A 24,621-nucleotide genomic window follows, 5' to 3' on the forward strand; every position below is an offset into this window, starting at 1 on the left:
GGACTCATTCAATGAATTTTTCCAGATTCTTTATTACGCGACCGATCTTCGCGGCGGTGCTGTCGCTGCTGATCCTGATCGCGGGCGCCATCTCGCTGTTCCAGCTGCCGATCAGCGAATACCCGGAAGTCGTGCCGCCGACCGTGGTCGTGCGCGCCAACTTCCCGGGCGCCAACCCGAAAGTCATCGGTGAGACCGTGGCCGCGCCGCTGGAACAGGCCATCACCGGTGTCGAGAACATGCTCTACATGTCCTCGCAGGCCACCGCCGACGGCAAGCTCACCCTGACCATCACCTTCGCGCTGGGCACCAATCTGGACACCGCGCAGGTGCAGGTGCAGAACCGTGTGACCCGGACCGAGCCAAAGCTGCCTGAAGAAGTGACCCGAATCGGTATCACCGTGGACAAGGCCTCTCCTGACCTGACCATGGTGGTCCACCTGACATCACCCGATAAACGCTACGACATGCTGTACCTGTCCAACTACGCAGTGCTGAACATCAAGGACGAGCTCGCTCGCCTGAACGGTGTCGGCGACGTGCAGTTGTTCGGCATGGGCGACTACTCGTTGCGTGTCTGGCTTGACCCGAACAAAACCGCTTCGCGCAACCTCACCGCCACGGACGTGGTCAACGCCATCCGCGAGCAGAACCGTCAGGTCGCAGCCGGTCAATTGGGCGCACCACCCTCCCCGAGCGCCACCAGCTTCCAGATGTCGATCAACACCCAGGGCCGCCTGGTGTCCGAGGAAGAGTTCGAAAACATCATCGTTCGCGCGGGCGAGAACGGCGAAATCACCCGCCTGAAAGACATCGCACGGATCGAGTTGGGTTCTAGCCAGTACGCACTGCGCTCGCTGTTGAATAACCAGCCTGCGGTCGCGATTCCGATCTTCCAGCGTCCGGGCTCTAACGCCATCGACATTTCCAATGAAGTGCGCGGCGAGATGGAACTGCTCAAGAAGAGCTTCCCGGAAGGCATGGACTACAGCATCGTCTACGACCCGACCATCTTCGTCCGTGGTTCGATCGAGGCGGTGGTTCACACGCTGTTCGAAGCCCTGATTCTGGTGGTGCTGGTGGTGATCCTGTTCCTGCAGACCTGGCGCGCCTCGATCATCCCGCTGGCCGCCGTGCCGGTGTCGCTGATCGGTACATTCGCTGTCATGCACCTGTTCGGCTTCTCCCTCAACGCCCTGTCGCTGTTTGGCCTGGTACTGGCGATCGGTATCGTCGTGGACGACGCCATCGTGGTCGTGGAAAACGTCGAGCGGAACATCGAACTTGGCCATCCACCGATGGAAGCCACGCAAATCGCCATGCGCGAAGTGACGGGCCCGATCATCGCGACGGCCTTGGTGCTGTGCGCGGTGTTCGTACCGGCGGCGTTCATCTCCGGTCTGACGGGGCAGTTCTATAAACAGTTCGCACTGACCATTGCCATTTCGACGGTGATCTCGGCGTTCAACTCGCTGACCCTGTCGCCCGCCCTCGCGGCAGTGCTACTGCGTTCCCACGACGCGCCGAAAGACGGCTTCTCGCGTTTCCTCGACAAACTGTTGGGTGGCTGGTTGTTCCGCCCTTTCAACCGCTTCTTCGTCAAAGCCAGTAACGGCTATGTCAACACGGTCGGGCGCGTGATCCGCATCAGCGGCGTGGCACTGGTGGTCTACGCGGGCCTGATCGTCATGACCTGGCTGGGCTTCTCCAGCACGCCGACCGGTTTCGTGCCGCAGCAGGACAAACAGTACCTGGTGGCCTTCGCGCAACTGCCGGACGCCGCGAGCCTTGACCGCACCGAAGACGTGATCAAGCGCATGTCCGACATCGCCCTGAAGCAACCGGGCGTCGAAAGCGCCGTGGCCTTCCCGGGTCTGTCGATCAACGGTTTCACCAACAGCCCGAACTCCGGCATCGTGTTCGTGACGCTCAAACCGTTCGACGAGCGTAAGGACGCCAGTGAGTCGGCCGGCGCCATCGCCGGTGCGCTCAACGGTAAGTATGCGTCGATTCAGGAAGCCTACATGGCGATCTTCCCGCCGCCGCCGGTACAGGGCCTGGGCACGATCGGGGGTTTCCGCCTGCAGATCGAAGACCGTGGCAACCTGGGTTACGACGAGCTCTATAAAGAGACGATGAACGTCATCGCCAAGAGCCGCAACGTGCCGGAACTCGCCGCGCTGTTCACCAGCTACACCGTGAACGTGCCGCAAGTGGACGCCGCCATCGACCGCGAAAAAGCCAAGACTCACGGCGTGGCCATCAGCGACATCTTCGACACCCTTCAGGTGTACCTGGGTTCGCTGTATGCCAACGACTTCAACCGTTTCGGTCGCACCTATCAGGTCAACGTTCAGGCAGAACAGCAGTTCCGCCAGGACGCCGAACAGATCGGTCAGCTGAAAGTGCGTAACAACCTGGGCGAAATGATTCCGCTGGCGACCCTGCTGCACGTCACCAACACGTCCGGCCCGGATCGCGTAATGCACTACAACGGGTTCATCACGGCCGAGATCAACGGCGCTGCGGGCCCTGGCTACAGCTCGGGTCAGGCAGAGGCGGCGATGAACAAGCTGCTCAAGGAAGAACTGCCTAACGGCATGACTTACGAGTGGACCGACCTGACCTATCAACAGATCCTGTCGGGCAATACGGCACTGCTGGTCTTCCCGCTCTGCGTACTCTTGGCATTCCTGGTACTGGCAGCGTTGTACGAAAGCTGGAGCCTGCCGCTGGCGGTGATCCTGATCGTACCAATGACCCTGCTGTCGGCCATTGCCGGTGTGATCATCGCGGGCAGCGACAACAACATCTTCACCCAGATCGGCTTGATCGTATTGGTGGGTCTGGCGTGCAAGAACGCGATTCTGATCGTCGAGTTTGCCAAGGATGAGCAAGAGAAAGGCAAGACCCCGCTGGAGGCCGTGCTCGAAGCCTGCCGCCTGCGTTTGCGTCCGATTCTGATGACGTCCTTCGCGTTCATCATGGGCGTGGTGCCGCTGGTTCTGTCCAGCGGTGCCGGTGCCGAGATGCGTCATGCCATGGGCGTGGCGGTGTTCTCCGGGATGCTTGGGGTGACGTTCTTCGGTCTGTTGCTGACCCCTGTGTTCTATGTGCTGATTCGTAACTACGTTGGACGCAAAGAGGCCCGCAAGGCGGCCAAGGCTCAACGCGTCCAGAACAACCCTGCGGAGGCTCATTGATGAAGGCTGCAAAACTCTTTCTGCCGAGCCTGCTGGTCCTGGCGCTGGCGGCCTGTGCCGTCGGCCCTGACTACAAGACGCCCGACACCGTAGCGGCCAACATTCAGGCCGCTGCACAGGGCGCGTATGACCGCACCCGGACGGAAACCATCTGGTGGCAGCAGTTCGACGACCCGACCCTGAACCAGTTGGTCGCACAATCCTTGCAAGGCAACCGTGAATTGCGTGTGGCGTTTGCCCGATTGAAAGCAGCACGCGCCATCCGCGATGACATCAGCAACGATGCCATGCCGGTGGTCACCAGCCGTGCCAGCAGCCAGATCGGCCGCGCGCAGGTGCCGGGTGAAACCGAACACCGGGTCAATCAGGAACGCTATGACCTGGGCCTGGACATGGCGTGGGAAATCGACCTGTTCGGTCGCATCCAGCGCGAACTGGAGGCCAGCGAAGCCGATCAACAAGTGGCCGAGGCCAACCTGTACCAGTTGCAGGTGACGATGATCGCCGAACTGGTCGATGCCTACGGGCAACTGCGTGGCGCGCAGCTTCGCGAACACATCGCCCGCGACAACCTGAAGAACCAACAGGAATCGCGCAACGTGACCGTGCAATTGCGTGACGAAGGGGTCGGCAACGAAATCGATGTGGTCCGTGCCGACGCGCGCCTAGCCGCTGTCGAGGCGACCATTCCTCAGTTGCAGGCCGAACAGGTACGCGAACGTAACCGTATCGCGACCCTGCTGGGCGAGCGTCCGGACGCCATGACCGTCAGCCTGGCACCCGCCAAGCTGCCTGCGATCTCCAAGGCCTTGCCGATCGGCGATCCGACGAAACTGCTGGAAAACCGCCCTGACGTGCGCAGCGCCGAACGGCAACTGGCCGCTCAGACGGCGCGCATTGGCGTGCAGACCGCCGACCTGTTTCCGCGCGTCAGCCTCAGCGGCTTTCTGGGTTTCACAGCCAGCCGTGGGTCGCAGCTTGGATCCGGCGCGGCGCAAGCCTGGGGCCTTGGCCCGAGCATTACCTGGGCGGCGTTCGACCTGGGCAGCGTGAGGGCGCGGATCCGTGGTGCCAACGCCGATGCAGAAGGCGCCCTGGCCAACTACGAACAGCAGGTATTGCTCGCGCTGGAGGAAACCGAGAACGCCTTCAGCGATTACGACAAGCGTCAACAACGTCTGGTGTCGCTGGTGCGTCAGAGCGAGGCAAGTCGCTCGGCGGCGAATCTGGCGAGCATTCAATACAAGGAGGGTACTGCTGACTTCCTGGTCCTGCTGGATGCCGAACGTGAACGTCTGGCAGCTGAGGACAGCCAGGCGCAGGCCGAAATCGACCTGTATCGCGGCATTGTCGCGATCTACAAAGCGCTGGGTGGCGGCTGGCAGCCAAACGCCTGACGCGTTGAAACGTCAGAGGGGCGGCTCACCCATCGCCCCTCATGGCCCCGGGCTCACAAGGTTCGGGGCTTTTTCGTTTTCAGGGGGTTATTGCCGTTTGACACTCGCCCCTCTCTCCCCGAAGCTGCTGCTCACGCAGAAACGGAAACCGGTATGCCTAACCCGTCTTCGCCGCACTCCCCGGCTCACTTGAACTCTCGCCGCCGCTGGCAGACCGTGATCGCACTGGGTGCAGTGGCGCTACTCATCGCCGTGGGCCTGCTGGTCCATGGCTGGCACTCACCGCCACCTGCGCCGGTGGTCAATCACAGTTATGCCGAAGCCCTGGAACAAGCCCACAACGGTAAACCGGGTGCTGCGAGGGTGCTTTATCAGCAACTGAGCAGAACCGACCTGTCGGACATTCGCCGCGCCGGTCTGCTCGCGGAACTGGTCAATTACCCCAGCGCCCAGGCCCTGAAAATTCTCGACGGCGACCTCAAACGCCCAGCCCCTCTTGTCCAGCAAGCCGCCATAGAAACCGTGTCTGCCATGGTCCCCGACGCTCAGCGCAGTGTCCTGATCGGTCCGTTACTGGACGACCCCGATCAGGGGGTACGTTTCTGCGCCGTCCGCGCACTGCTCGGCCTGACACCTGATGACCTGGGGTTGTATTACGGTAGTGTTCAAGACGCTGCCGAGCAGTACCGGAGCACGCTGGCTTCTCAGCCACCCAGCGGTCAAAGCCAGGTGGAGCTGGCGAAACTGTTCGTGAATACCGGCGCCATTCAAAAGGCGTTCGACGCGCTGGACCTGGCCTTGAAACTGGAACCTCACAACCTTCAGGCAGCACTGGCTCAAGTTCAACTGCTTGACCAGCAAGGCCAGACTGATCGTTCGCGCCAACAGCTGGCCGAGCTCCTCGAGAAGCACCCGCAGTCCGCCAGGCTGCAATATGCACTCGGCAAATGGCTGTTGCGGCATCAGCAAAATGAATATGCATTGCTGGCCATGGCCAAGGCGGTGGAACTGGAACCCGAAAACACCGTTTACCGATACGATCTGGCAGTTGCCCTTCATGACCTTCATCAACTGGAGGCGGCACAGCGGCAGCTTGAAGACATTCTGCAACGGCAACCGGCCAATCGGCGCGCCCGGACGCTGCTTATCCGTTACTGGCAGGAAAACGGTCAGTTGCAGAAAGTTCAGGTACTCCTGGCAGAGCTTGAGCAGTTGAACCCCGATGACCCCGCCTTACAACAGGGCCTGTAGAACGCAAGACTGGCGGCACTGCGTGCATATCCGATAGTTGCCGGTATTGGCCTAGTTTGAGAAATTACTTACAAGGCTTTACACCGATGATGTCAGTTTTTGTCAGACCGGTTTATCTCGCCCTCATATTTCATATAACAAATGCACCTCCCCTATTTTACAACTCGAAAAAAACGTGCATTATTTGCCCGTCGCGCATCACAACTACCCCCGCCACGGACGTGACGCTGACAGCGCAACGTTAGTGTCTTCAAGTGTTGATCTGTCAAGGCATCGGGGTAGTGACAAAATGAGCACAGGACCCTGACGTGCGTCCATGTAGCTTGCGTTGGGCTGACAACAGCCACTTATCGCCGGAGTACTATATTTGTCCAGACTTGCCGAGTTTCGCGCAGCAGAAAAAGCCCTTCAGGAACAATTGGCTCAGTTGGAGAGCCTGAAGAATGACGCCGGGTTGAAAAAAGAGATCGAGTTCGAGCAGAAGCTCCAGGCCTTGATGAGCACGTATGACAAGAGTCTGCGTGACATCATTGCCATCCTCGATCCGACCCCGTCGACTGTCACCGCCGCGCCGGCTGGCCCGAAACGCCGTCGCGCCCGCGTGGTCAAGGTTTACCAGAACCCGCACACCGGTGAACTGATCGAAACCAAGGGTGGAAATCACCGTGGCCTGAAGGCGTGGAAAGAGCAGTACGGCGCCGAAACTGTCGATTCCTGGTTGCGTGGCTGATCTTCGTGGTTGCACGCCCGAAGCGTTATAAAAAATGCCCCGTTCTTCGGGGCTTTTTTATAAGCGCAGTTAACCAGACAGATTATTGACAGCCGGTCAATCGGGCAGCGGAACAATGATTCCCTCCCGAACGACAGTTCAACTTCGTATAACACCTTTGAACTCAATCCAGTCATCGTTCGACACGCTGATATTCATCACCGCGTTACGCGCAATAAAAAGAGTAATGAATGCGTGTTATCAGCCACACTGATTTCAGGGGCCAAAATAACACCCCTCCTCCCAGCATTCCCGATAATGAAGGAGACGCTCATCTCACCATCCGTCGAAGGGCGCAAATCTTCACATTTTTTTCACACCCGGTTCTACACGATGAACACAGCTAAAGGATTAGCACCCCATGCCCGCTTCGGCGGGCTTCTTTATGCCTGTGATTTGATGCCTGTGATCGGGCGGTGACGGATTTAGGCTCAGGGCGTGTCGCTCAGACGCAGGCTGTCCCGGATCCGCAAGACTTCCTCCTTGTTGGCGGCATAGCCTAGCGCCGACCCCGCGTATGACAACGACCAAGCCATCTCCTTGTTGGCTGCGGCCACAAGGGTCTGTGTCATGACATGGGCGCCGTTCTGGGTGATCGTGCAGGTCGTTTCCATGGCGGGAACTTCGCTCAGCGTGCTGTCTTTCATCCGGGTGCAGACACTCTGAAACCCGCTGTGCACGAAATTGACCTGCACCGCCTTGCGCATTTCCAGCAGCACGCCCTGCACGTTGACGTCATGACCAGGTTGCAGTCGGGTCTGAGTCAGCTCCACCACCATAGCCGGGTCACCGTTCTGATCCTTCTTGACGGCGCGCTGACGGATTTGCACGGAGGGATGGTCAGGCGTCGAAGGCGTCTGAGGCAAGACTTCCACTTCCCAGTCACTCGGCCAGAGGATCATGGCGTCCGCCGCCTCTGCGAGGTTGAGACTCATAGGCAGACACAGCCCCGCGAGGATGAACGTGCGTAACGTGAAGAACATGACCAATACCTGAACGTCGAGCCGGAAAGTGTGAGCCAGACACGCCGCAGTCACAAGACCCCGGCGTCGCCCTCTGCACATTGGGTTTTGGCTCAAGCGCCGCGTCCCGTATCATGAGGCAACATTTACAGGACCACCCTGGAGTCACCGATGAGCCTGCACGAACTGAACACTTTCCCTGGCGTCACTGCCCAACCTGACGCAGCCACCGCGCAATTCGTGTTCAACCACACCATGTTGCGCGTCAAAGACATCACTGCCTCGCTGGATTTCTACACCCGCGTCCTGGGGTTCAGCCTGGTGGAAAAGCGTGACTTTCCCGAAGCTGAATTCAGCCTCTACTTCCTGGCCCTGGTCGACAAGGCGCAGATTCCGGCTGACGACGCAGCGCGAAATGTCTGGATGAAAGGTATCCCTGGCGTTCTGGAGCTGACTCACAACCACGGCACCGAAAAAGATGCCGAGTTTTCCTACCACAACGGCAATACCGATCCGCGTGGTTTCGGCCATATCTGCGTTTCCGTGCCGGACGTGCATGCTGCCTGCGCGCGTTTTGAAGCGCTGGGTGTCGACTTTCAGAAGCGTCTGACCGACGGCCGTATGAAGAGCCTGGCCTTCATCAAGGACCCGGATGGCTACTGGGTCGAGATCATCCAGCCAACTCCGGTTTGACACCCGCATAACGCTGTCTTTAGGAGCGCGCTTGCCCGCGATGGCGTCGGATCAGTCAGCCCTGCTTGAACAGACACACCGCAATCGCGAACAAGCTCACGCCTACAGATGCTTACGACAGCAGAAAAAAAACCTCATGATCGCTCATGAGGTTTTTTTGTTTCGGCTGACTCAGGCAGATATCAAGCCGGTGCGCTGGTGCGGATCAGGTGGTCGAATGCACTCAGCGAAGCCTTGGCACCCTCGCCCACCGCGATCACGATCTGCTTGTACGGCACCGTCGTCACGTCACCGGCCGCGAAGATGCCTGGGATCGACGTCTCACCGCGTTGATCGACGACGATCTCACCGCGTGGCGACAACTCGATGGTGCCCTTGAGCCACTCCGTGTTCGGCAGCAGACCGATCTGCACGAAAATACCCTCCAGCTCGATGTTGAGTTCTTCGCCGGTGGTGCGGTTCTTGTAGCGCAGGCCATTGACCTTCTGGCCGTCACCCGTCACTTCGGTGGTCAATGCACTGGTCAGCACGGTGACGTTCGGCAGACTGTTCAATTTGCGTTGCAGCACGGCGTCGGCACGCAGCGAGCTGTCGAACTCGAGCAGGGTCACATGCGACACGATGCCGGCCAGATCGATCGCCGCTTCGACGCCCGAATTACCGCCGCCAATGACAGCCACACGCTTGCCTTTGAACAGCGGGCCGTCACAGTGTGGGCAGTAAGCGACACCCTTGTTGCGGTATTGCTGTTCACCGGGCACGTTCATTTCGCGCCAGCGGGCACCGGTCGCCAGAATCACGGTCTTGCCCTTGAGCACGCCACCGCTGGCGAATTTGACCTGATGCAGCTCCCCGTCCTTGCCCGGGATCAACTGAGCGCCGCGCTGCAGGTTCATGATGTCAACTTCATATTCCTTGACGTGCTCTTCAAGGGCGACAGCGAGTTTCGGGCCTTCTGTGTGTTGCACCGAAATGAAGTTCTCGATCGCCATGGTGTCCAGCACCTGACCGCCAAAGCGCTCAGCCGCGACACCGGTACGAATCCCTTTACGCGCAGCGTAGATCGCCGCAGCGGAACCGGCCGGGCCACCGCCGACGACCAGCACATCGAACGCTTCTTTGGCGTTGAGTTTCTCGGCCTGACGGTCACCGGCACTGGTGTCGATCTTCGCCAGAATCTCTTCCAGGTTCATACGACCCTGGCCGAACAGCTCGCCGTTCAGGTAGATGCTGGGTACCGACATGATCTGACGGTCAGTCACTTCCTGCTGGAACAGGCTGCCCTCGATGGCGACGTGTTGCACATTCGGGTTCAGCACGGCCAGCAGGTTCAGCGCCTGAACCACATCAGGGCAGTTCTGGCAGGTCAGCGAGAAATAGGTTTCAAACTTGAACTCACCGGTCAGGGAACGCGCCTGTTCGAGGGTGTCCTCGCTGGACTTCGACGGGTAACCGCCGACCTGCAGCAATGCCAGGACCAGTGAGGTGAATTCATGGCCCATGGGCAAACCGGCAAAACGCAGCTTGATGTCCTGGCCCGGGCTGTTCAGGGCGAAAGACGGCGTGCGTGCGTCGTTGCCATCGGTGTTCAGGGTCATTTGACTGGAACTGCTGACGATGTCATTGAGCAGTGCCAGCATTTCCTGGGATTTCGCGCCGTCATCAAGGGACGCGACGATCTCGATCGGGCGAGTAATCCGCTCCAGGTACGATTTCAACTGAGCTTTAAGATTGGCGTCCAACATGATTCGGCTTCCTTTTCTTCAAAATTCACAATCTGGAAATAAAAACGCCCAGGCGATGACCGCCCGGGCGTTTTTTGGGGGCGATGCGGTTTACGTGCTAGAGCTCATCGCTCCCGGTCCGGCCATCAACATCATGGGGACTTAGATCTTGCCGACCAGGTCCAGCGATGGAGCCAGCGTCGCTTCGCCTTCCTTCCACTTGGCTGGGCAGACTTCGCCCGGGTGAGCAGCGACGTACTGAGCAGCCTTGATTTTGCGCAGCAGCTCGGAAGCGTCACGGCCTACACCGCCGTCGTTCAGCTCAACGATTTTGATCTGACCTTCAGGGTTGATCACGAAGGTGCCACGGTCGGCCAGACCGGCTTCTTCGATCAGAACGTCGAAGTTGCGGGAGATGGTCAGGGTTGGGTCACCGATCATGGTGTACTGGATTTTGCCGATCGCTGGCGAGGTGTTGTGCCAGGCAGCGTGAGCGAAGTGGGTGTCAGTCGAAACAGAGTAGATTTCCACGCCCAGTTTCTGGAACGCATCGTAGTTGTCAGCCAGGTCTTCCAGTTCAGTTGGGCAGACGAAGGTGAAGTCGGCTGGGTAGAAGAACACCACAGACCATTTGCCTTTCAGGTCAGCATCCGAAACGTCAACGAAAGAGCCGTTTTTGAAAGCGGTGGCTTTGAACGGTTTTACTTGGCTGTTAATGATAGGCATCGGGTGGATCTCCTTAGGGTTGAAAGATTCGGTGTGTCAAATCGATGGGGAGGATCTTACTCACATTCGTCGGCGATGGCTCATTGGCAAACCTCATGCTGGCGATTGGTTTTCGCTATAGAGCCACTCTATAAATAGAAGAAACCCGTGACACCTGTTCGTGCCTCACGCCCTGCCATGACGAATAGCCTGAGCCCCCACCTGTTTAAATGCGCTCACAGCCTAGCGAGTTCTTCCGGATCTGTTCAAGTCGCGAAGACATTCGGCGGCAAATCCCGCACAATGCCCTGTCTCGATGGTATGTAACACTCTTTACGTAACGCGGTACGGTTTGACAGGAGAAGGCATGGCGCGCAGCGGTATAAGCAAGGCAGAGGTCCAGGCCGCACGGTTGGCATTGATCGCCCGCGGAGAGAACCCTAGTATCGATGCGGTACGTATCGAGATGGGCAATACGGGCTCAAAGACCACCATACACCGCTTGATGCGCGAACTGGACGTGGCGGATGGCGAAGCTTCATCCGCTCACATCGACGACGAGCTGATGAACCTTGTCAGTCGACTCGCTGGCCGCCTGCGTGAACAGGCGCAGGGGCATATCGACGAAGCGCAAGCCAGGCTGGATGCCGAGAAGAAAGTGCTGCAAGACACCCTGCAGCAGACTCAGCGCCAGTTGGCGGATCTGATCGAACGCCACGCCCTGCAAACCACAAAGCTGGGTACTCAGACGGCCACATTGCTCAGCACACAAAAGGAGCTGCAGAAGGAACAAAAAGAGAACACGCGCCTGGTCCAAGCCGCCAGGGACGTGGAGTCACGCCTGCGGGAAAAGGATGAGCAGATTCGCTCGTTGGAAGCGCAGCATCTGCAATCGCACACCCAGTGCGCGCTGCTCCAGGAACGGCTGGACACCGCAGTCAAGGAAAGCGAGAAAATCCAGGAACGACTGACCGAACGCGATCAACAGAACCGGGTGCTGGAACTCATCCTGATCAAGACTGAAGTAGCGCTGGAAAACCTGCGAACGGCAAAGGCCACCGGACAGTCTCCCAGCGAAGGCTAGGCCCCATCCGACGATGACTCGATCAACCCGCGCACACGTTGCGCCAGTTCGTCGATGCTGAAGGGTTTGGTCAGCATGTCCATGCCACTTTCGAGAAAGTCGCCTCGCACCTGGGCATTGCGTGCGTATCCGGTCATGAACAGCACGTGCAGTCCAGGCCGATGCTGACGGGCGATTTCCGCGAGCTGTCGCCCATTCATGCCCGGCAGCCCGACATCGGTGACGAGCAGATCGATACGCCCGGCGCCCAGCAGGATCGGCAACGCCGCTGCGCCGTCCGACGCCACCTCGACTGAGTAGCCAAGCTCGCGCAGCACGTCGACCACCAACATCCGCACATCCGGCTCGTCCTCGACTACCAACACACGCTCGCCCTGACTGGCTCGCGGCGTAGCCGACTCTTCACGTGTCGGCGCCTGTCGCTCGTTCGATTCGAAGTGGCACGGCAAATACAGATCAATGCGCGTGCCCTGCCCTTCAACGCTGTCGATCTGCACCTGACCGCCCGTCTGGTTGATAAAACCGTACACCATCGACAACCCGAGCCCTGTGCCCTGACCGATCGGCTTGGTGGTGAAGAACGGGTCAAAGGCTCGAGCGATCACATCGCTGGACATTCCGGTGCCGGTATCCTGGACGCTCAGCCGCACATAATCGCCTGGCGCTAGCGAATCGTTCAGGACGGCAACGTGAACCACTTCGGTCTGGATCAGCAAGCGGCCGCCATCAGGCATCGCGTCACGCGCATTGATCACCAGATTCAGCAGCGCATTTTCGAGCTGGTGTTCATCGGTGTGGGTCAATCGCAGCGTACTGTTGAGGTCGATTTCCAGCTCGATGCTTTCGCCAATCGTCCGCCGCAACAACTCCTCCATCGAGCCAACCATGCGGTTGATGTCCACCGCCGACGTGTTCAGCGACTGACGCCGGGCAAATGCGAGCAACCGATGGGTCAGTGAGGCCGCCCGGTTAGCGGAGCTCATCGCTGCCTCGATGTAGCGGTCAATTTCCGACACACGCCCGGCGGCGACGCGACGCTGGATCAGGTCCAGTGCGCCCAGCACGCCGGTGAGCATATTGTTGAAGTCATGGGCAATGCCCCCCGTCAATTGCCCGATCGCGTCCATCTTCTGCGCGTGGCGCAATGCCTCTTCAGCCTGAGCGCGCTCGGTGATCTCGATCTGCAGGCGCTCATTGATCTCCGCCAACTCACGCGTGCGCTCCGCAACGCGCCGCTCCAGACTCTCATTGAGCTCACGCAGGGCATCCTCGGCCCTGACCTGCGCCGTGATGTCGGTGCTCGTGCCCAACCAATAGGTGATGTTGCCTTGCTCCTCCCGAATGGGCAGTGCCCGGCACAGGAACCAGCGGTACAGCCCGTCTTTGCCACGCAGGGGGAATGTGTCTTCCCAGATCGATCCGGTGGCAAAGCAGTGGCGCATGCGGGCATCCACGCGCTCCAGATGATCAGGATGATGAAGTGATCGCCACCCCAGGGCCATCATCGCCTCATGCGACGTGCCCGTGTAGCTGTACCAACGCGCGTTGTACCAGTAAATCCGACCGGCCGGATCAGCTATCCAGGCCAACTGACTCATATTGTCCGCGAGCGTACGGAACTGCCGCTCACTTTCGTGCAACGCTTGTTCGACAGCGGGCGACTGCTGATCGATCGGGTGGTCGTCAGGCGCAGAGGGATTCAAAGGCATGGATGCCGAAAAACTCTTGCTGGTCAAAAAGTGGGTCCTTCCTTCAAAAACAATTGCCCTCCCGATCCTCATCCATGAGGCCGGGCCACATCAGAACCGTGACACCCGGCGTCAGCGTGTCGCCGTACGCATGGTCACGAACTCTTCGGCTGCGGTTGGATGCACGCCGATCGTGTCGTCGAAAATCTGCTTGGTCGCCCCGGCCTTGAGCGCAATCGCCAGGCTCTGGATGATTTCACCTGCATCCGGGCCGACCATATGGCAACCCAGCACGCGATCGGTTTTGGCATCGACCACCAGCTTCATCAGGGTGCGCTCCTGATTGCTTGTCAGTGAAAGCTTCATTGGCCGGAAGCGACTTTCGAATATCTGCACGTCGTAACCCGCCTGTCGGGCCTCTTCCTCCGTAAGCCCGACGGTGCCGATATTCGGCAGGCTGAACACTGCGGTAGGAATGTGCTGGTAATCCACGGCGCGGTATTGTTCGGGCTTGAACAGACGACGAGCGACGGCCATGCCCTCGGCGAGCGCGACCGGTGTCAACTGAACCCTGCCTATAACGTCGCCCACCGCGATGATCGACGGCTCGGTGGTCTGATAATGCTCATCGACCTTGACGAAGCCTTTGTCGTCGAGCTCGACGTTGACGCTTTCCATGCCCAGGTTGTCCAGCATAGGACGGCGTCCGGTGGCATAGAAAACGCAATCGGTATTAACACTGCTGCCGTCATTGAGCGACAGCTGCAACGTGCCGTCCGCGAGCTTCTCGATCGCTTCGATTTCGGTCTTGAAGCGAATGTCCATGCCGCGCTTGGTCAGCTCTTCGTGCAGGTGAGTACGCACGCCGCCATCGAAACCACGCAAGAATAATTCGCCGCGATACATCAGCGAGACGTCTGCGCCGAGGCCATTGAAGATCGACGCGAATTCAACGGCAATGTAACCCCCGCCCACGATCACGACACGCTTGGGCATCTGCTCGAGAAAGAACACTTCGTTGGAGGTGATGGCGTGTTCGCGGCCCGGGATATCCGGCGTCTGCGGCCAGCCACCCGTGGCGATCATGATGTGTTCGGCCGTGTGCACCTGGCCGTTGATTTCGACTTCATGCGGGCCGCGCAACGTTGCATGCCCTTCCATCAGGGTCACGCCGCTGTTGGCCAGCAGGTTGCGGTACACACCGTTGAGGCGATGGATTTCATGATTCTTGTTGGCGATCAGGGTGGGCCAATCGAACTCGGCCTCACCGCTGGTCCAGCCAAAGCCTTTGGCTTGTTCGAAGTCTTCGGAGAAATGCGCACCGTACACCAGTAACTTCTTCGGCACACAACCGACGTTGACACATGTGCCGCCCAGATAACGGCTTTCGGCAACCGCCACGCGGGCACCAAACCCTGCGGAAAAACGCGCAGCGCGAACACCCCCGGAACCGGCGCCGATCACAAATAGGTCGAAGTCGTAGCTCATTTCTTTCTCCTTGGCAGGAGGGCTAGCATAACCGCTCCAGCGCGCTCGGCAAGGTCTGTAGGACAGAAACGACAAAGCCACCCGAAGGTGGCCTTGTTTGCGGTACAGCTGGCGATCAATTCACCGACACAGCCAGATCACTGAGTGGATTTGCCGGTTTTGTAAAAGTGCTCGAAGCAGAAGTTGGTCGCTTCCACATAGCCTTCAGCGCCGCCACAGTCGAAACGCTGGCCTTTGAATTTATACGCCAGCACGTTGCCTTCGGCCGCCTGCTTCATCAACGCGTCGGTGATCTGGATTTCGCCGCCCTTGCCCGGCTCGGTGTTTTCGATTTTTTCGAAAATGTCCGGGGTCAGGATGTAGCGACCAATGATCGCCAGGTTCGACGGCGCGACATCCGGCGCTGGCTTCTCGACCATGTCGGTGACGCGGAACAGGCCCGGCTTGATTTCCTCACCGGCGATCACACCGTACTTGTTGGTTTCGTTCGGGTCGACTTCCTGGATGGCCACGATCGAGCACTTGTATTGCTGGTGCAGCTTGACCATCTGGGCCAGAACGCCTTCGCCATCCAGGTTCACGCACAGGTCATCCGCCAACACCACGGCGAACGGCTCGTTACCGATCAACGGGCGGCCGCTAAGGATTGCGTGGCCCAGGCCTTTCATTTCGGTCTGACGGGTATAAGAGAAGCTGCACTCGTCGATCAGGCGGCGGATACCGACCAGGTACTTTTCTTTATCAGTGCCTTTGATCTGGTGTTCCAGCTCGTAGCTGATGTCGAAATGGTCTTCCAGTGCGCGCTTGCCGCGACCGGTGACGATGGAGATTTCATTCAAACCCGCAGCAAGTGCTTCTTCCACGCCGTACTGGATCAGTGGCTTGTTGACAACTGCCAGCATCTCTTTAGGCATGGCTTTGGTCGCTGGCAAAAAGCGAGTGCCGTAACCGGCTGCAGGGAACAAGCATTTCTTGATCATATAAGTCCTTGATGGGGCTGGGGGTGTTGCGGCGCAGTCTAATCAGGCGGCGGTCACCTTACAATGCCTCGCCACTGGCCGTTCGCTGCCATGGTAGAGGAATGGATGCGCAGATAGTTCCGCACCCGTTCAGATATTACGACCACCGATCATCAACAAACGGCCAGAGGCTGCTCGCAAACGTTTTAGGGTTGAAAGTTCGTTAAAGATCCGTCGCGTCACGCGTATGAAGCCGTCCATCTCTTCACAACCGCCACCTGATGACAGGAGCAAGCGTAGCCCGCTTCATTGGTTTGCGTAGGAAAATAATGTCGTTGCACCGTATCATGGCGGCCTGAATCACTGATCGAGATAGGTCGATGCCTGAAGTCAAAACGGTAAACGGGTACCAGATACAAAAACTGCAAGACGGCAAATGGTGGCTTGTCGGCCACGACCAGGAAGCGGTCGCCGGCCCGTTCGACAGCGAGCGCAGCGCTGTTGAAGTCGCCGCCGTGTTCGAGGACACGCCTGCTCCCCGTCGCCGCAGCGACCGATAATTTCTTCGCTGATCCGCCGCTCAGGCCTTACAAATGCGTCTGAGCGGCGTCTAAACGTGAAATATTCTGGATGATGCCGGAACGATGGCACAGCCCGTCAGTCTTACAAAAGCCTTCCATTAAACCGGCTCTCATCGCGAAGCATTAGAAATGATCAAGAACCTGTCCATCATTGTTGTACTGGGCCTGACCGGCTGCGCAACTGCGCAAGACACCTACCTGAAAGACGGCAAACAGGCCCTGAGCATCGACTGCTCCGGCGAAGCCATGTCCTGGGCCGCCTGCTACGAAAAAGCGGATGCCTCGTGCGCCGGCACTGGCTACAACATCATCAGCACCAACGGTACGCCGCAACCCAAGGATGCCGACCGGACGCTGGGTGCCGATGTCGGCAACTACAAGACGCGTAATGTCCTGGTGGTGTGCAAATAGTCCACGTTCTCAGGGCAGTCAGTCAGCGGGGTATCACTCTCCTGAAATGCAGGCAGTCACTGCGTGCTGAATATCTTTGGGTCGCAGCGGATTGTTGCCACCGCTTTCGAACAGTTTGATTGAACTGCCCCCCGATCGCTTCTCGACATCCACGATCGCGGTCGGCGTATCGCTGGTGAACTTCTGTGGAACGATGATGCGCATGCCCTCATGATGGGCCTCGATCTGCGGAGGCTTTCGGCTGTCACCGATCCTCGCGATGAAACATTCGGTGTATTCCTGAGGGTTCTTGCCCGACATCACACTCATGGTGGGCGGCGTGTGCTCAATCTCGGTGACAGAGGCACAGCCGGTCATCGCCAGGGCCAGAACAACAACAGCCAGTTTCATACAATCCCTCCAGTAAAGGTGCTACGACAAGCGGGCATTCGATAAAGTCCGTGCTCTCGTCATTTTTTTAGCGGCAAATCCGCTCATGACACTGCGGGTGCGGACAACGCCCGCATGCACCGTGCTATCGTTTCGGGTTTTCAAGAATGCCCTGCCCACGGAGACACCCATGAAATTCGTACACCAGCGCGAGCATCTTAACGAGGACGACGTGGTCGTCATCGAATGCTCCCAGCTCTGCAACATCCGCCTGATGAGCGACGCGAATTTCCGCAGTTTCAAAAACGGCGGACGCCATACTTATCACGGTGGCGCATTCGATCGCTTCCCGGCCAAGATCGCAGTGCCGAGCACCGGCTTCTGGAACATCACCATCGACACCGCCGGGCGCAAAATGGACACCCATGGCGGTCGAAAAACGACGTTCACCCACTCGATCAAAATCGTGCGCCGAACATCATCGCGCCTGCGCTGACCAGTCGCTCATTAAACACCGCCAGGCGTGAAAGCTTTGTTGCTGCGCCATCCTTATCCCGCTCTCAAGGAACACAACGTGACCGCAACTGCCCCTGTCGTCAAATATGCCATCAGCTACAAACTCAACGGTGAACGTCGCTTCGAGTTTGCACTCCTGAAATCGCCCTCCTCGGAAGAAGCCCTGGCTGCACTGCAAAAAATGCACAGTGGCAGCAACGATGTGATCAGCGATGTCAAAGTCAGCAAGGCACTCTGACACCCCTATAACCGGTAACGCCGCGATGATGCACCGCAAAGGCACCACCCCCGCTACGCTCGATCTGTTTGACGACGACACACCGCAACCGTTGGCCTGCGAAAACATCGGCCCTCGGTCCTTTGTGCTTCGCGGCTTCGCCCTGCCGTTCATCGATCGCGTGCTGCTCTCCCTTGCGTCAGTGCTCACCCGCGCCCCCTTTCGCAACATGGTCACACCCGGGGGCCACACGATGTCTGTGGCGCTAAGCAGTTGCGGGCAGTTCGGCTGGACCACCGATCGCAGCGGCTACAAGTACACCCGCATTGATCCGCAGACGGGAAAACCCTGGCCCGAGATGCCTGAGGTGTTCATGGAGCTGGCGCGCTCGGCCGCCGATGCTGCGGGCTTCGCCGGCTTTGTCCCGGATGCCTGCCTGATCAACCGCTACATTCCGGGCGCAAAGATGTCGCTGCATCAGGACAAGGATGAACAGGGCTATGAATGGCCGGTGGTGTCGATTTCGCTCGGCATCCCGGCCATGTTCCTGTTTGGTGGGCACCTGCGCAGCGATGCCACCCAACGCGTGCCGCTGTTTCATGGCGACGTGGTGGTCTGGGGCGGCGAAGACCGGCTGAGGTTTCATGGCGTGATGCCCGTCAAACAGGCCGAGCACCCACAGCTCGGTGAACAGCGGATCAATTTCACCTTCCGCAAGGCGCGCTAAACGCCATCAGCTCGTCGCACCTGCCGCCCTGGCGTCGCGTCAGGCAGCGTCAGGGGGCGACGACGTCTACCGTCGCCCGCGTCTTGACCGGGCACACCACACGATGCAGGTTGAGCGCCGTATTGATGATCCCGATATGACTGAACGCTTGCGGAAAATTGCCCAGCATGCGGCCGTCGCGCGGATCGTACTGTTCGGCCAGCAGGCCGACGTCGTTGCATAAGCCGCACAGACGATCGAACAGATCGCTGGCCTCCTGCTCGCGCCCCTGCAGCACATACACATCCGCCAGCCAGAACGAACAGACCAGGAAAGTGCCTTCACTGCCCGACAGGCCATCGGTGCTGCGCTCGCTGTCATAGCGCAGCAGCAGGCCGTCGTGCATCAATGACCGCTCGATTTGCGCCACAGTGCCGCTGACCCGCGGATCGTCCACTGGCAGAAAACCGGTCAGCGCAATCTGCAGCAGACTCGCATCCAGTTCCTTGCCGCCATAGGTCTGCACGAAGCTGCCCAGTTGCGCATCAAACCCGTTGCGACAGACATCGGCGTGGATCTCGTCGGCGACCTTCCGGTAGTGCCGGCCTCGCTCACGGTCTTGCGGATTATCGCTCTGCGCCAGCACACCTGCATTGCGGTCGAACGACACCCACGCCATGACCTTGGAATGGGTAAAGTGCCGCGGCTCGGAGCGAATTTCCCAGATGCCCGCATCCGGCAGCCGCCAGACGCTCTCCAGGAACGGCATGATCACTTTCTGGATCTCCGTGCTGCGCGGCAGACGCGGTAGACCACTTTTCAGCGCCTGCGTCATGGCATCCGCCACTTCCCCGTACACGTCCAGCTGCATCTGCGTGGCCGCCCCGTTGCCGATCCGCACCGGGCGCGAACCCTCATAGCCACTCAACCACGGCAGTTGATACTCGGGCAGACGTCGCTCGCCACCCAGACCGTACATGATCTGGATCTGCTCGGGATTCCCTGCCACGGACCGCAGCAGCCAGTTGCGCCACGCCGTCGCCTCCTCGTAGTAGCCCAGGTTCATGAAGGCCAACAGCGTCATGGTCGCGTCGCGTAACCAGCAGAACCGGTAATCCCAGTTGCGCTCGCCGCCCACTTGCTCTGGCAACGAGGTGGTCACCGCCGCGACGATACCGCCGGTGGGTGCGTAGGTCATGGCCTTGAGCGTGATCAGCGAGCGCTTGACCTGATCGGTCCAGGGGCCGACATCGGGGCAGCGATCCGAAAACGCTCGCCAGAACGTTTCGGTTTGCTTCAACGCCTGCTCAACGTCGAACGATTCCCGAACCGGCTCATGAGAGGCTTGCCATGCCAGCGCAAAACCAAGGCGCTGACCCGCTTTTACCGTGAACCGGCTTGCCGTGTGGTGATCCAGAGGATGCAGCTCGGCGGGCGTACGTAGCACCAGCATCTCGGGACCGGCCACCGCCGTCATGGTGTGAGGGTCGCGCTTTTCGACCCACGGCACCGTACTGCCATAATCAAAGCGGATCGCCAGGTCCATTGTGAACTCGACGATTCCCTCCACCCCCACGACCATACGGACAACGCTGCTGTCCGTCTCCATCGGCATGAACTCGATCAGCATCGCCTGACCGGTGCTCGTGGTGAACAGGGTTTCAAGAATCAGCGTGCCGTGGCGGTAGCTGCGCCGAGACTGGCACCCAGACTCAGAGGGCGCGATTTTCCAGCGACCGTTGTCGCTGTCGCCCAGCAGGGCTGCAAAGCAGGCAGGTGCGTCGAAACGCGGAAAGCACAACCAGTCCAGCGACCCGTCGCGAGCCACCAGCGCCGCGGTTCGGCAATTGCCGAGCAGCGCGTAATCTTCAATCAATACAGCCATGGGGCGATATTCCCTCTTGGTGTACCCGACCATCGAGCACGGAAAGCAGACGTTCAGACGGCTCAGTCGCGAAGCATCCGGCGAACCGGCGGGAGTCAGCGTGCCCAACTCCTGCCGGCCCTCAGGGCCTGGGGTCAACGCGGCAGGATGTATCGCTCGACAGCGGTCGCCAGCCCGTCCTCGAGATTGCTCCCGGTGACGTAGTCGGCCTGGCGCTTGACCATCGCTTCTGCCTGCCCCATCGCAATCGACAGGCCAGCGCGCAGGAACATCGCCACATCGTTGCCGGCATCACCAATCGCCGCCGTGTGCGCCAGCGCGACGCCCAATTCCTCGGACAAGGTTTCCAGCGCCGTGCCTTTATTGGCGTTCAGTGCAGTGACATCCAGATAGTAGGACTGCGAACGGGCGGCGAGCGCCGTGTCCGCGATCAGAGGATTGAGCCGGACTTCAAGCCGCTTCAGCAGCTCGAAATCCTTGCTGGCGGCGACGATCTTGTCGATGCGATCGATGTAATCATCGAAATGCTCGACCTGAACGAAGTCGTACCCCAGCGTATTGCGTTCATGCTCGACGTAATCCCCCTGCGGGTCGAGCAACAGCCACTGATCGTCGGCAAACACCCACACCGACACTCGCTCGGTGGCGAACAGCTCGAGGCTGGTCCGGGCCGCTTGGGGAGCGATACGGTGAGCCTTGAGCAGGCTGCCGTCAGGTTTGATGATGTTGGCGCCGTTGAATGCCACCGTCGGCAGGTCAATGCCCAAGGCCTCGATCTGCTGACGCATGGCCCTCGGTGGGCGGCTGCTGGCGACCGTGAAATGGATGCCGGCTTCGCGCAACTTCCGCACCGCGTCGATGTTGGCCTGACTCAGGCTGTGATCGGGTCGCAGTAGCGTGCCATCGATGTCGGACAACAGGAAACGGATGAGGGGCTGCGTGGAATCACTCATCCGAGTCGCTGCCAACTGCGGCCGTCACGCGCCAACAGTTCATCGGCGCCTGCAGGACCATCTTCACCGGCGTTGTACATCTCCACGTGCGGATCCTTGGCCCAGGCATCAATGAACGGTTGCACCGCACGCCAGCCGTTTTCGATATTGTCGGCCCGCTGGAACAGGGTCTGGTCTCCCGTCAGGCAGTCGTAAATCAGGGTTTCATACCCGGTCGACGGCTGCATCTCGAAGAAGTCCTTGTAGGCAAAACCCAGCTCGATGGTCTGCATGTCGAGGGTCGGCCCCGGCTTCTTGGCCTGCAGGTCGAACCACATGCCTTCGTCGGGCTGGATCTGGATCTTGAGGAAGTTAGGCTCGACCCGGTCCACGTCGGTGTCCCGGAACTGAGCATATGGCGCGGGCTTGAAGCAGATGGCAATCTCGGTGTCGCGCACACTCATGCGCTTGCCGGTCCGCAAATAGAACGGCACGCCGACCCAACGCCAGTTGTCGATCATGACCTTGAGCGCCACGTAGGTTTCCGTGTTGCTGCCGGCGTCCACACGATCTTCCTGACGGTAGCCAGGCACGCTCTTGTCGCCGATCGTGCTCTCGCTGTACTGACCGCGCACCGAGTTGGCCAACGCCTCCATCTCCGACCAGGGTCTAATCGCCCCCACCACTTTCGCCTTCTCGCCCCGCACGGCGTCGGCGCCGAACGCTGCCGGGGGCTCCATGGCTACCATGGCCAGCAACTGGAACAGGTGGTTGGGCACCATGTCTCGCAGCGCCCCGGTGGTCTCATAGAAACTGCCGCGGGTTTCGACACCCACGGTTTCAGCCGCAGTGATTTGCACGTGATCGATGTAGTGGTTGTTCCAGAACGACTCGAACAGACCGTTGGAGAACCGGCTGACCAGAATGTTCTGAACCGTTTCCTTGCCCAGGTAGTGGTCGATCCGATAGATCTGCTTCTCGCTCATCACTTTCAGCAAGCAGTTGTTCAGCGCGACCGCACTGGGCAGGTCGTGGCCGAACGGCTTCTCGATCACCACGCGACGGAAATAGTCGTCGCCCTCGACCATCAGGCCCGAGGAGCCGAGCCGTTTGGTCACTTCACTGAAGAAACGCGGCGCGGTCGCCAGGTAAAACACGGCATTTTGAGTGCCGGTGCTTTTAATCTTCGCGTCGATGTCCGAGTAGGTGCCATCGTCGAGAAAATCGCCTGTGATGTAGGTGATGCGTTTGGCAAGGCTGCCCCACAGCGCCGGATCCAGAGGCTCTTCTCCGCCCTGCGCGACCTTGTTGGCCGCCTCTTGACGAATGAAATCCTCGAGCTTCCTGGCGAAATCGGCATCGCTGACGGTGTTGTGGTCAACGCCGACGATGTGCAGGTTCTCGTCAACCAATCCATCACGGAACAGGTTATAGAGCGCCGGCATCAACAGCCGTTTGACCAGATCGCCGTGGGCGCCGAACAGGAACAGCGTGGTCGCCGGAGCGACCGGGGCCTTTTGCTTGCTGCGGGATAAACCCATTATTTTGGTTCCTTATGACCACCAAATCCGAAACGCATGGCGGACAGCATTTTGTCACCGTACGTGCTTTGTTGACGGGAGCGGAAGCGGGCGAACAGCGATGTCGACAGCACAGGAACCGGCACTGCCTGTTCCATGGCGGCTTCTATGGTCCAGCGGCCTTCACCACTGTCAGCCACGGAGCCGGAGTACGCGTTCAACTGCGGGTCGGTTGCCAGTGCATCGGCGGTCAGGTCCAGCAGCCAGGAAGAGACCACGCTGCCACGACGCCACACCTCGGCGATATCGCCCAGATTCAGATCGAAACGTTGTTCAGCCGGCAGGTTGTCCGAGTTCTTGGTCTTGAGGATGTCGAAGCCTTCGGCGAAGGCCTGCATCATTCCGTACTCGATGCCGTTGTGGATCATCTTCACGAAGTGGCCGGCGCCCGGCGGACCTGCGTGAATGTAGCCTTGTTCGGCGCGCGGATCGGCATCCTTGGCACGGTCCCGGGTGCGCGGGATATTACCGATGCCGGGCGCCAGGGTTTTGAACAGCGGATCCAGGCGATCAACCACCTCGGTTTCGCCGCCGATCATCATGCAGTACCCGCGCTCCAGGCCCCAGACGCCGCCAGAGGTGCCGACATCGACGTAGTGCAGCCCTTTTTCCTTCAGCGCGATGGAACGACGCACGTCGTCTTTGTAAAAGGTGTTACCGCCGTCGATGATCACGTCATCTTTATCGAGCAGGTCGGCCAGCACATTGATCGTGTCTTCTGTTGGAGCGCCAGCCGGCAACATCACCCAGACGGCTCGCGGTTTCTCAAGCGCGGCGACCAGCGACTGGAGGTCATTGGCTGGTGTCGAACCTTCGTTGGCGAGCACGGTGCGAGACTGCTCATCGCGATCATAGACCACAGTCGAGTGGCCATTGAGCATCAGTCGACGTGCGATGTTGCCGCCCATGCGGCCTAGTCCAACAATCCCGAGTTGCATGTAGAGGTGCTCCTTAATTCGTAAACAGGGGTGCCTCATTTTATAGCCCAGTGCCGCATGTAGGGTTAGTCCGGGGAGGCAAACGAAGGTTTCCCGGTAAAAATAGTTTCATGTTCAAGCGTCAAGCCTGCCCTATGACGCCGTTTTTCGCGATCAGGAAACGTTCGCGACCTTAAAAAATAAAAAAGTTCCTTTTTCGCTCAAAAGAAATCAGAATTCGCGCCGATAGAAGTAAGAGCACGGACACGTCGGTCAGCGATTGCGTCATTGCTTGAACCTTTACGACGTTGAATCCGCCATTTGCGAGGTGAGCAATGGGCACAGTACTACCGGCAAGCGTTCCACAGACCCTGTACGTTACCGTCCGTCGCGACGAATTGAGCCAGCTCAAGGCCGAACGCGATCAGTTGAAAAAGAAAGTTGCCCAGTTGACCCTGATGCTGCAGCACACCCAGCTCATGGCACCCGGTACCGCCCTGCAGGCCTGATCTATCCCGATTGTCCCGACCGTTCGCGGCAAGCCCGATCTGCCGGCTTGCCCGCCTGTTGCCTACCCTTCACAC

At 59.3% G+C, this 24,621-nt stretch carries 22 protein-coding genes and 2 pseudogenes; 12 read left to right on the forward strand and 12 right to left on the reverse strand.

The window, feature by feature from the left end; genetic code table 11:
- The first annotated feature begins 11 nt into the window (after positions 1 to 11).
- The 4 genes from BMY73_RS01170 to BMY73_RS01185 all read left to right on the forward strand — a co-directional run bounded on the left by BMY73_RS01170 (position 12) and on the right by BMY73_RS01185 (position 6,581).
- Positions 12 to 3,203, forward strand: coding sequence for an efflux RND transporter permease subunit (locus tag BMY73_RS01170; RefSeq protein ID WP_062381287.1), 3,192 nt, complete (start codon positions 12 to 14; stop codon positions 3,201 to 3,203).
- Positions 3,203 to 4,600: an efflux transporter outer membrane subunit gene (locus tag BMY73_RS01175; RefSeq protein WP_092404418.1), complete on the forward strand. Its 1,398-nt coding sequence runs from the start codon at positions 3,203 to 3,205 to the stop codon at positions 4,598 to 4,600. Before BMY73_RS01170 ends, BMY73_RS01175 begins: the two co-directional genes overlap by 1 nt.
- Positions 4,601 to 4,753: 153 nt before the next feature.
- On the forward strand, positions 4,754 to 5,851 hold the full coding sequence (locus BMY73_RS01180; protein ID WP_092404420.1) for a tetratricopeptide repeat protein: 1,098 nt from the start codon (positions 4,754 to 4,756) through the stop codon (positions 5,849 to 5,851).
- Positions 5,852 to 6,218: 367 nt separating this feature from the next.
- Positions 6,219 to 6,581, forward strand: coding sequence for a histone-like nucleoid-structuring protein, MvaT/MvaU family (locus BMY73_RS01185; RefSeq protein ID WP_092404422.1), 363 nt, complete (start codon positions 6,219 to 6,221; stop codon positions 6,579 to 6,581).
- Between the two features lie 470 nt (positions 6,582 to 7,051).
- On the opposite strand, the pseudogene BMY73_RS01190 reads toward BMY73_RS01185, so the two are convergent.
- Positions 7,052 to 7,718: pseudogene (locus BMY73_RS01190) on the reverse strand (DUF4946 domain-containing protein).
- Positions 7,719 to 7,753: 35 nt separating this feature from the next.
- Between BMY73_RS01190 and gloA the strand changes: the two are divergent.
- Positions 7,754 to 8,275, forward strand: a complete 522-nt coding sequence (gloA, locus tag BMY73_RS01195) for a lactoylglutathione lyase (protein WP_062381278.1) — start codon at positions 7,754 to 7,756, stop codon at positions 8,273 to 8,275.
- Positions 8,276 to 8,457: 182 nt separating this feature from the next.
- On the opposite strand, the gene ahpF is transcribed toward gloA, so the two are convergent.
- Both ahpF and ahpC read right to left on the reverse strand, forming a co-directional pair.
- Entirely contained in the window at positions 8,458 to 10,020 is a 1,563-nt protein-coding gene (ahpF, locus tag BMY73_RS01200; protein WP_092404426.1) for an alkyl hydroperoxide reductase subunit F, read from the reverse strand.
- Positions 10,021 to 10,161: 141 nt separating this feature from the next.
- Positions 10,162 to 10,725, reverse strand: coding sequence for an alkyl hydroperoxide reductase subunit C (gene ahpC / locus BMY73_RS01205; protein WP_062381274.1), 564 nt, complete (start codon positions 10,723 to 10,725; stop codon positions 10,162 to 10,164).
- A 346-nt stretch (positions 10,726 to 11,071) separates the two neighbouring features.
- Between ahpC and BMY73_RS01210 the strand changes: the two genes are divergently transcribed.
- Complete coding sequence (locus BMY73_RS01210) at positions 11,072 to 11,788, forward strand: DNA-binding protein (RefSeq protein ID WP_092404428.1); 717 nt, start codon at positions 11,072 to 11,074, stop codon at positions 11,786 to 11,788.
- On the opposite strand, the gene BMY73_RS28475 is transcribed toward BMY73_RS01210, so the two are convergent.
- The 4 genes and pseudogenes from BMY73_RS28475 to galU all read right to left on the reverse strand — a co-directional run bounded on the left by BMY73_RS28475 (position 11,785) and on the right by galU (position 15,944).
- Complete coding sequence (locus BMY73_RS28475; protein WP_256570786.1) at positions 11,785 to 12,153, reverse strand: response regulator; 369 nt, start codon at positions 12,151 to 12,153, stop codon at positions 11,785 to 11,787. The two genes, BMY73_RS01210 and BMY73_RS28475, sit on opposite strands and share 4 nt — an antisense overlap.
- 75 nt (positions 12,154 to 12,228) lie before the next feature.
- Positions 12,229 to 13,524: pseudogene (locus BMY73_RS01215) on the reverse strand (ATP-binding protein); the annotation flags it as partial.
- Between the two features lie 84 nt (positions 13,525 to 13,608).
- Entirely contained in the window at positions 13,609 to 14,964 is a 1,356-nt protein-coding gene (gene gorA / locus BMY73_RS01220) for a glutathione-disulfide reductase (protein ID WP_092404430.1), read from the reverse strand.
- Positions 14,965 to 15,101: 137 nt separating this feature from the next.
- Positions 15,102 to 15,944, reverse strand: a complete 843-nt coding sequence (galU, locus tag BMY73_RS01225; protein ID WP_062381268.1) for a UTP--glucose-1-phosphate uridylyltransferase GalU — start codon at positions 15,942 to 15,944, stop codon at positions 15,102 to 15,104.
- A 359-nt stretch (positions 15,945 to 16,303) separates the two neighbouring features.
- Here galU and BMY73_RS01230 point away from each other — a divergent pair, with 359 nt between their 5' ends.
- Both BMY73_RS01230 and BMY73_RS01235 read left to right on the forward strand, forming a co-directional pair.
- Entirely contained in the window at positions 16,304 to 16,483 is a 180-nt protein-coding gene (locus BMY73_RS01230) for a hypothetical protein (protein WP_062381266.1), read from the forward strand.
- Positions 16,484 to 16,633: 150 nt separating this feature from the next.
- The gene (locus tag BMY73_RS01235) at positions 16,634 to 16,915 is read left to right on the forward strand and encodes a hypothetical protein (protein ID WP_062381264.1); all 282 of its coding nucleotides are present in this window, start codon (positions 16,634 to 16,636) and stop codon (positions 16,913 to 16,915) included.
- 33 nt (positions 16,916 to 16,948) lie between these two features.
- Here BMY73_RS01235 and BMY73_RS01240 read toward each other — a convergent pair whose 3' ends face one another.
- Positions 16,949 to 17,305 (reverse strand): hypothetical protein, encoded by a 357-nt coding sequence (locus BMY73_RS01240; protein ID WP_062381261.1) that lies wholly within the window; start codon positions 17,303 to 17,305, stop codon positions 16,949 to 16,951.
- Positions 17,306 to 17,474: 169 nt separating this feature from the next.
- Here BMY73_RS01240 and BMY73_RS01245 point away from each other — a divergent pair, with 169 nt between their 5' ends.
- The 3 genes from BMY73_RS01245 to alkB all read left to right on the forward strand — a co-directional run bounded on the left by BMY73_RS01245 (position 17,475) and on the right by alkB (position 18,744).
- A complete protein-coding gene (locus BMY73_RS01245; RefSeq protein WP_062381259.1) occupies positions 17,475 to 17,780 on the forward strand; it encodes a DUF1883 domain-containing protein in 306 nt (101 codons plus the stop codon).
- A 78-nt stretch (positions 17,781 to 17,858) separates the two neighbouring features.
- Positions 17,859 to 18,038, forward strand: a complete 180-nt coding sequence (locus BMY73_RS01250; RefSeq protein ID WP_062381258.1) for a hypothetical protein — start codon at positions 17,859 to 17,861, stop codon at positions 18,036 to 18,038.
- A 28-nt stretch (positions 18,039 to 18,066) separates the two neighbouring features.
- A complete protein-coding gene (gene alkB / locus BMY73_RS01255; RefSeq protein WP_092404718.1) occupies positions 18,067 to 18,744 on the forward strand; it encodes a DNA oxidative demethylase AlkB in 678 nt (225 codons plus the stop codon).
- A 49-nt stretch (positions 18,745 to 18,793) separates the two neighbouring features.
- Here alkB and BMY73_RS01260 read toward each other — a convergent pair whose 3' ends face one another.
- The 4 genes from BMY73_RS01260 to gnd form a co-directional block, all read right to left on the reverse strand.
- Positions 18,794 to 20,608: a glycoside hydrolase family 15 protein gene (locus BMY73_RS01260; protein WP_092404432.1), complete on the reverse strand. Its 1,815-nt coding sequence runs from the start codon at positions 20,606 to 20,608 to the stop codon at positions 18,794 to 18,796.
- 134 nt (positions 20,609 to 20,742) lie between these two features.
- Positions 20,743 to 21,561, reverse strand: coding sequence for an HAD family hydrolase (locus tag BMY73_RS01265; RefSeq protein WP_092404434.1), 819 nt, complete (start codon positions 21,559 to 21,561; stop codon positions 20,743 to 20,745).
- Positions 21,558 to 23,081 carry a glucose-6-phosphate dehydrogenase gene (zwf, locus tag BMY73_RS01270; RefSeq protein WP_092404436.1) on the reverse strand — a complete coding sequence of 508 codons (1,524 nt, stop codon included), beginning with the start codon at positions 23,079 to 23,081 and terminating at the stop codon, positions 21,558 to 21,560. Before zwf ends, BMY73_RS01265 begins: the two co-directional genes overlap by 4 nt.
- Positions 23,081 to 24,097 (reverse strand): phosphogluconate dehydrogenase (NAD(+)-dependent, decarboxylating), encoded by a 1,017-nt coding sequence (gene gnd, locus BMY73_RS01275; RefSeq protein WP_139214057.1) that lies wholly within the window; start codon positions 24,095 to 24,097, stop codon positions 23,081 to 23,083. The genes zwf and gnd overlap by 1 nt, the downstream gene beginning before the upstream one ends.
- Before the next feature lie 275 nt (positions 24,098 to 24,372).
- Here gnd and BMY73_RS28230 point away from each other — a divergent pair, with 275 nt between their 5' ends.
- A complete protein-coding gene (locus BMY73_RS28230) occupies positions 24,373 to 24,546 on the forward strand; it encodes a DUF6026 family protein (RefSeq protein WP_092404440.1) in 174 nt (57 codons plus the stop codon).
- The last annotated feature ends 75 nt before the right edge of the window (positions 24,547 to 24,621 follow it).

It is taken from the genome of Pseudomonas sp. NFACC02 (assembly GCF_900110765.1).
GTDB lineage: Bacteria > Pseudomonadota > Gammaproteobacteria > Pseudomonadales > Pseudomonadaceae > Aquipseudomonas.

Coding starts and splice junctions, on each gene's coding strand:
- BMY73_RS01170 (WP_062381287.1), top strand. CDS start 12: ATGAATTTTTCCAGATTCTTTATTACGCGACCGATCTTCGCGGCGGTG.
- BMY73_RS01175 (WP_092404418.1), top strand. CDS start 3,203: ATGAAGGCTGCAAAACTCTTTCTGCCGAGCCTGCTGGTCCTGGCGCTG.
- BMY73_RS01180 (WP_092404420.1), top strand. CDS start 4,754: ATGCCTAACCCGTCTTCGCCGCACTCCCCGGCTCACTTGAACTCTCGC.
- gloA (WP_062381278.1), top strand. CDS start 7,754: ATGAGCCTGCACGAACTGAACACTTTCCCTGGCGTCACTGCCCAACCT.
- ahpF (WP_092404426.1), bottom strand. CDS start 10,020: ATGTTGGACGCCAATCTTAAAGCTCAGTTGAAATCGTACCTGGAGCGG.
- ahpC (WP_062381274.1), bottom strand. CDS start 10,725: ATGCCTATCATTAACAGCCAAGTAAAACCGTTCAAAGCCACCGCTTTC.
- BMY73_RS01210 (WP_092404428.1), top strand. CDS start 11,072: ATGGCGCGCAGCGGTATAAGCAAGGCAGAGGTCCAGGCCGCACGGTTG.
- gorA (WP_092404430.1), bottom strand. CDS start 14,964: ATGAGCTACGACTTCGACCTATTTGTGATCGGCGCCGGTTCCGGGGGT.
- galU (WP_062381268.1), bottom strand. CDS start 15,944: ATGATCAAGAAATGCTTGTTCCCTGCAGCCGGTTACGGCACTCGCTTT.
- BMY73_RS01230 (WP_062381266.1), top strand. CDS start 16,304: ATGCCTGAAGTCAAAACGGTAAACGGGTACCAGATACAAAAACTGCAA.
- BMY73_RS01235 (WP_062381264.1), top strand. CDS start 16,634: ATGATCAAGAACCTGTCCATCATTGTTGTACTGGGCCTGACCGGCTGC.
- BMY73_RS01240 (WP_062381261.1), bottom strand. CDS start 17,305: ATGAAACTGGCTGTTGTTGTTCTGGCCCTGGCGATGACCGGCTGTGCC.
- BMY73_RS01245 (WP_062381259.1), top strand. CDS start 17,475: ATGAAATTCGTACACCAGCGCGAGCATCTTAACGAGGACGACGTGGTC.
- alkB (WP_092404718.1), top strand. CDS start 18,067: ATGCACCGCAAAGGCACCACCCCCGCTACGCTCGATCTGTTTGACGAC.
- BMY73_RS01260 (WP_092404432.1), bottom strand. CDS start 20,608: ATGGCTGTATTGATTGAAGATTACGCGCTGCTCGGCAATTGCCGAACC.
- BMY73_RS01265 (WP_092404434.1), bottom strand. CDS start 21,561: ATGAGTGATTCCACGCAGCCCCTCATCCGTTTCCTGTTGTCCGACATC.
- zwf (WP_092404436.1), bottom strand. CDS start 23,081: ATGGGTTTATCCCGCAGCAAGCAAAAGGCCCCGGTCGCTCCGGCGACC.
- gnd (WP_139214057.1), bottom strand. CDS start 24,097: ATGAGGCACCCCTGTTTACGAATTAAGGAGCACCTCTACATGCAACTC.
- BMY73_RS28230 (WP_092404440.1), top strand. CDS start 24,373: ATGGGCACAGTACTACCGGCAAGCGTTCCACAGACCCTGTACGTTACC.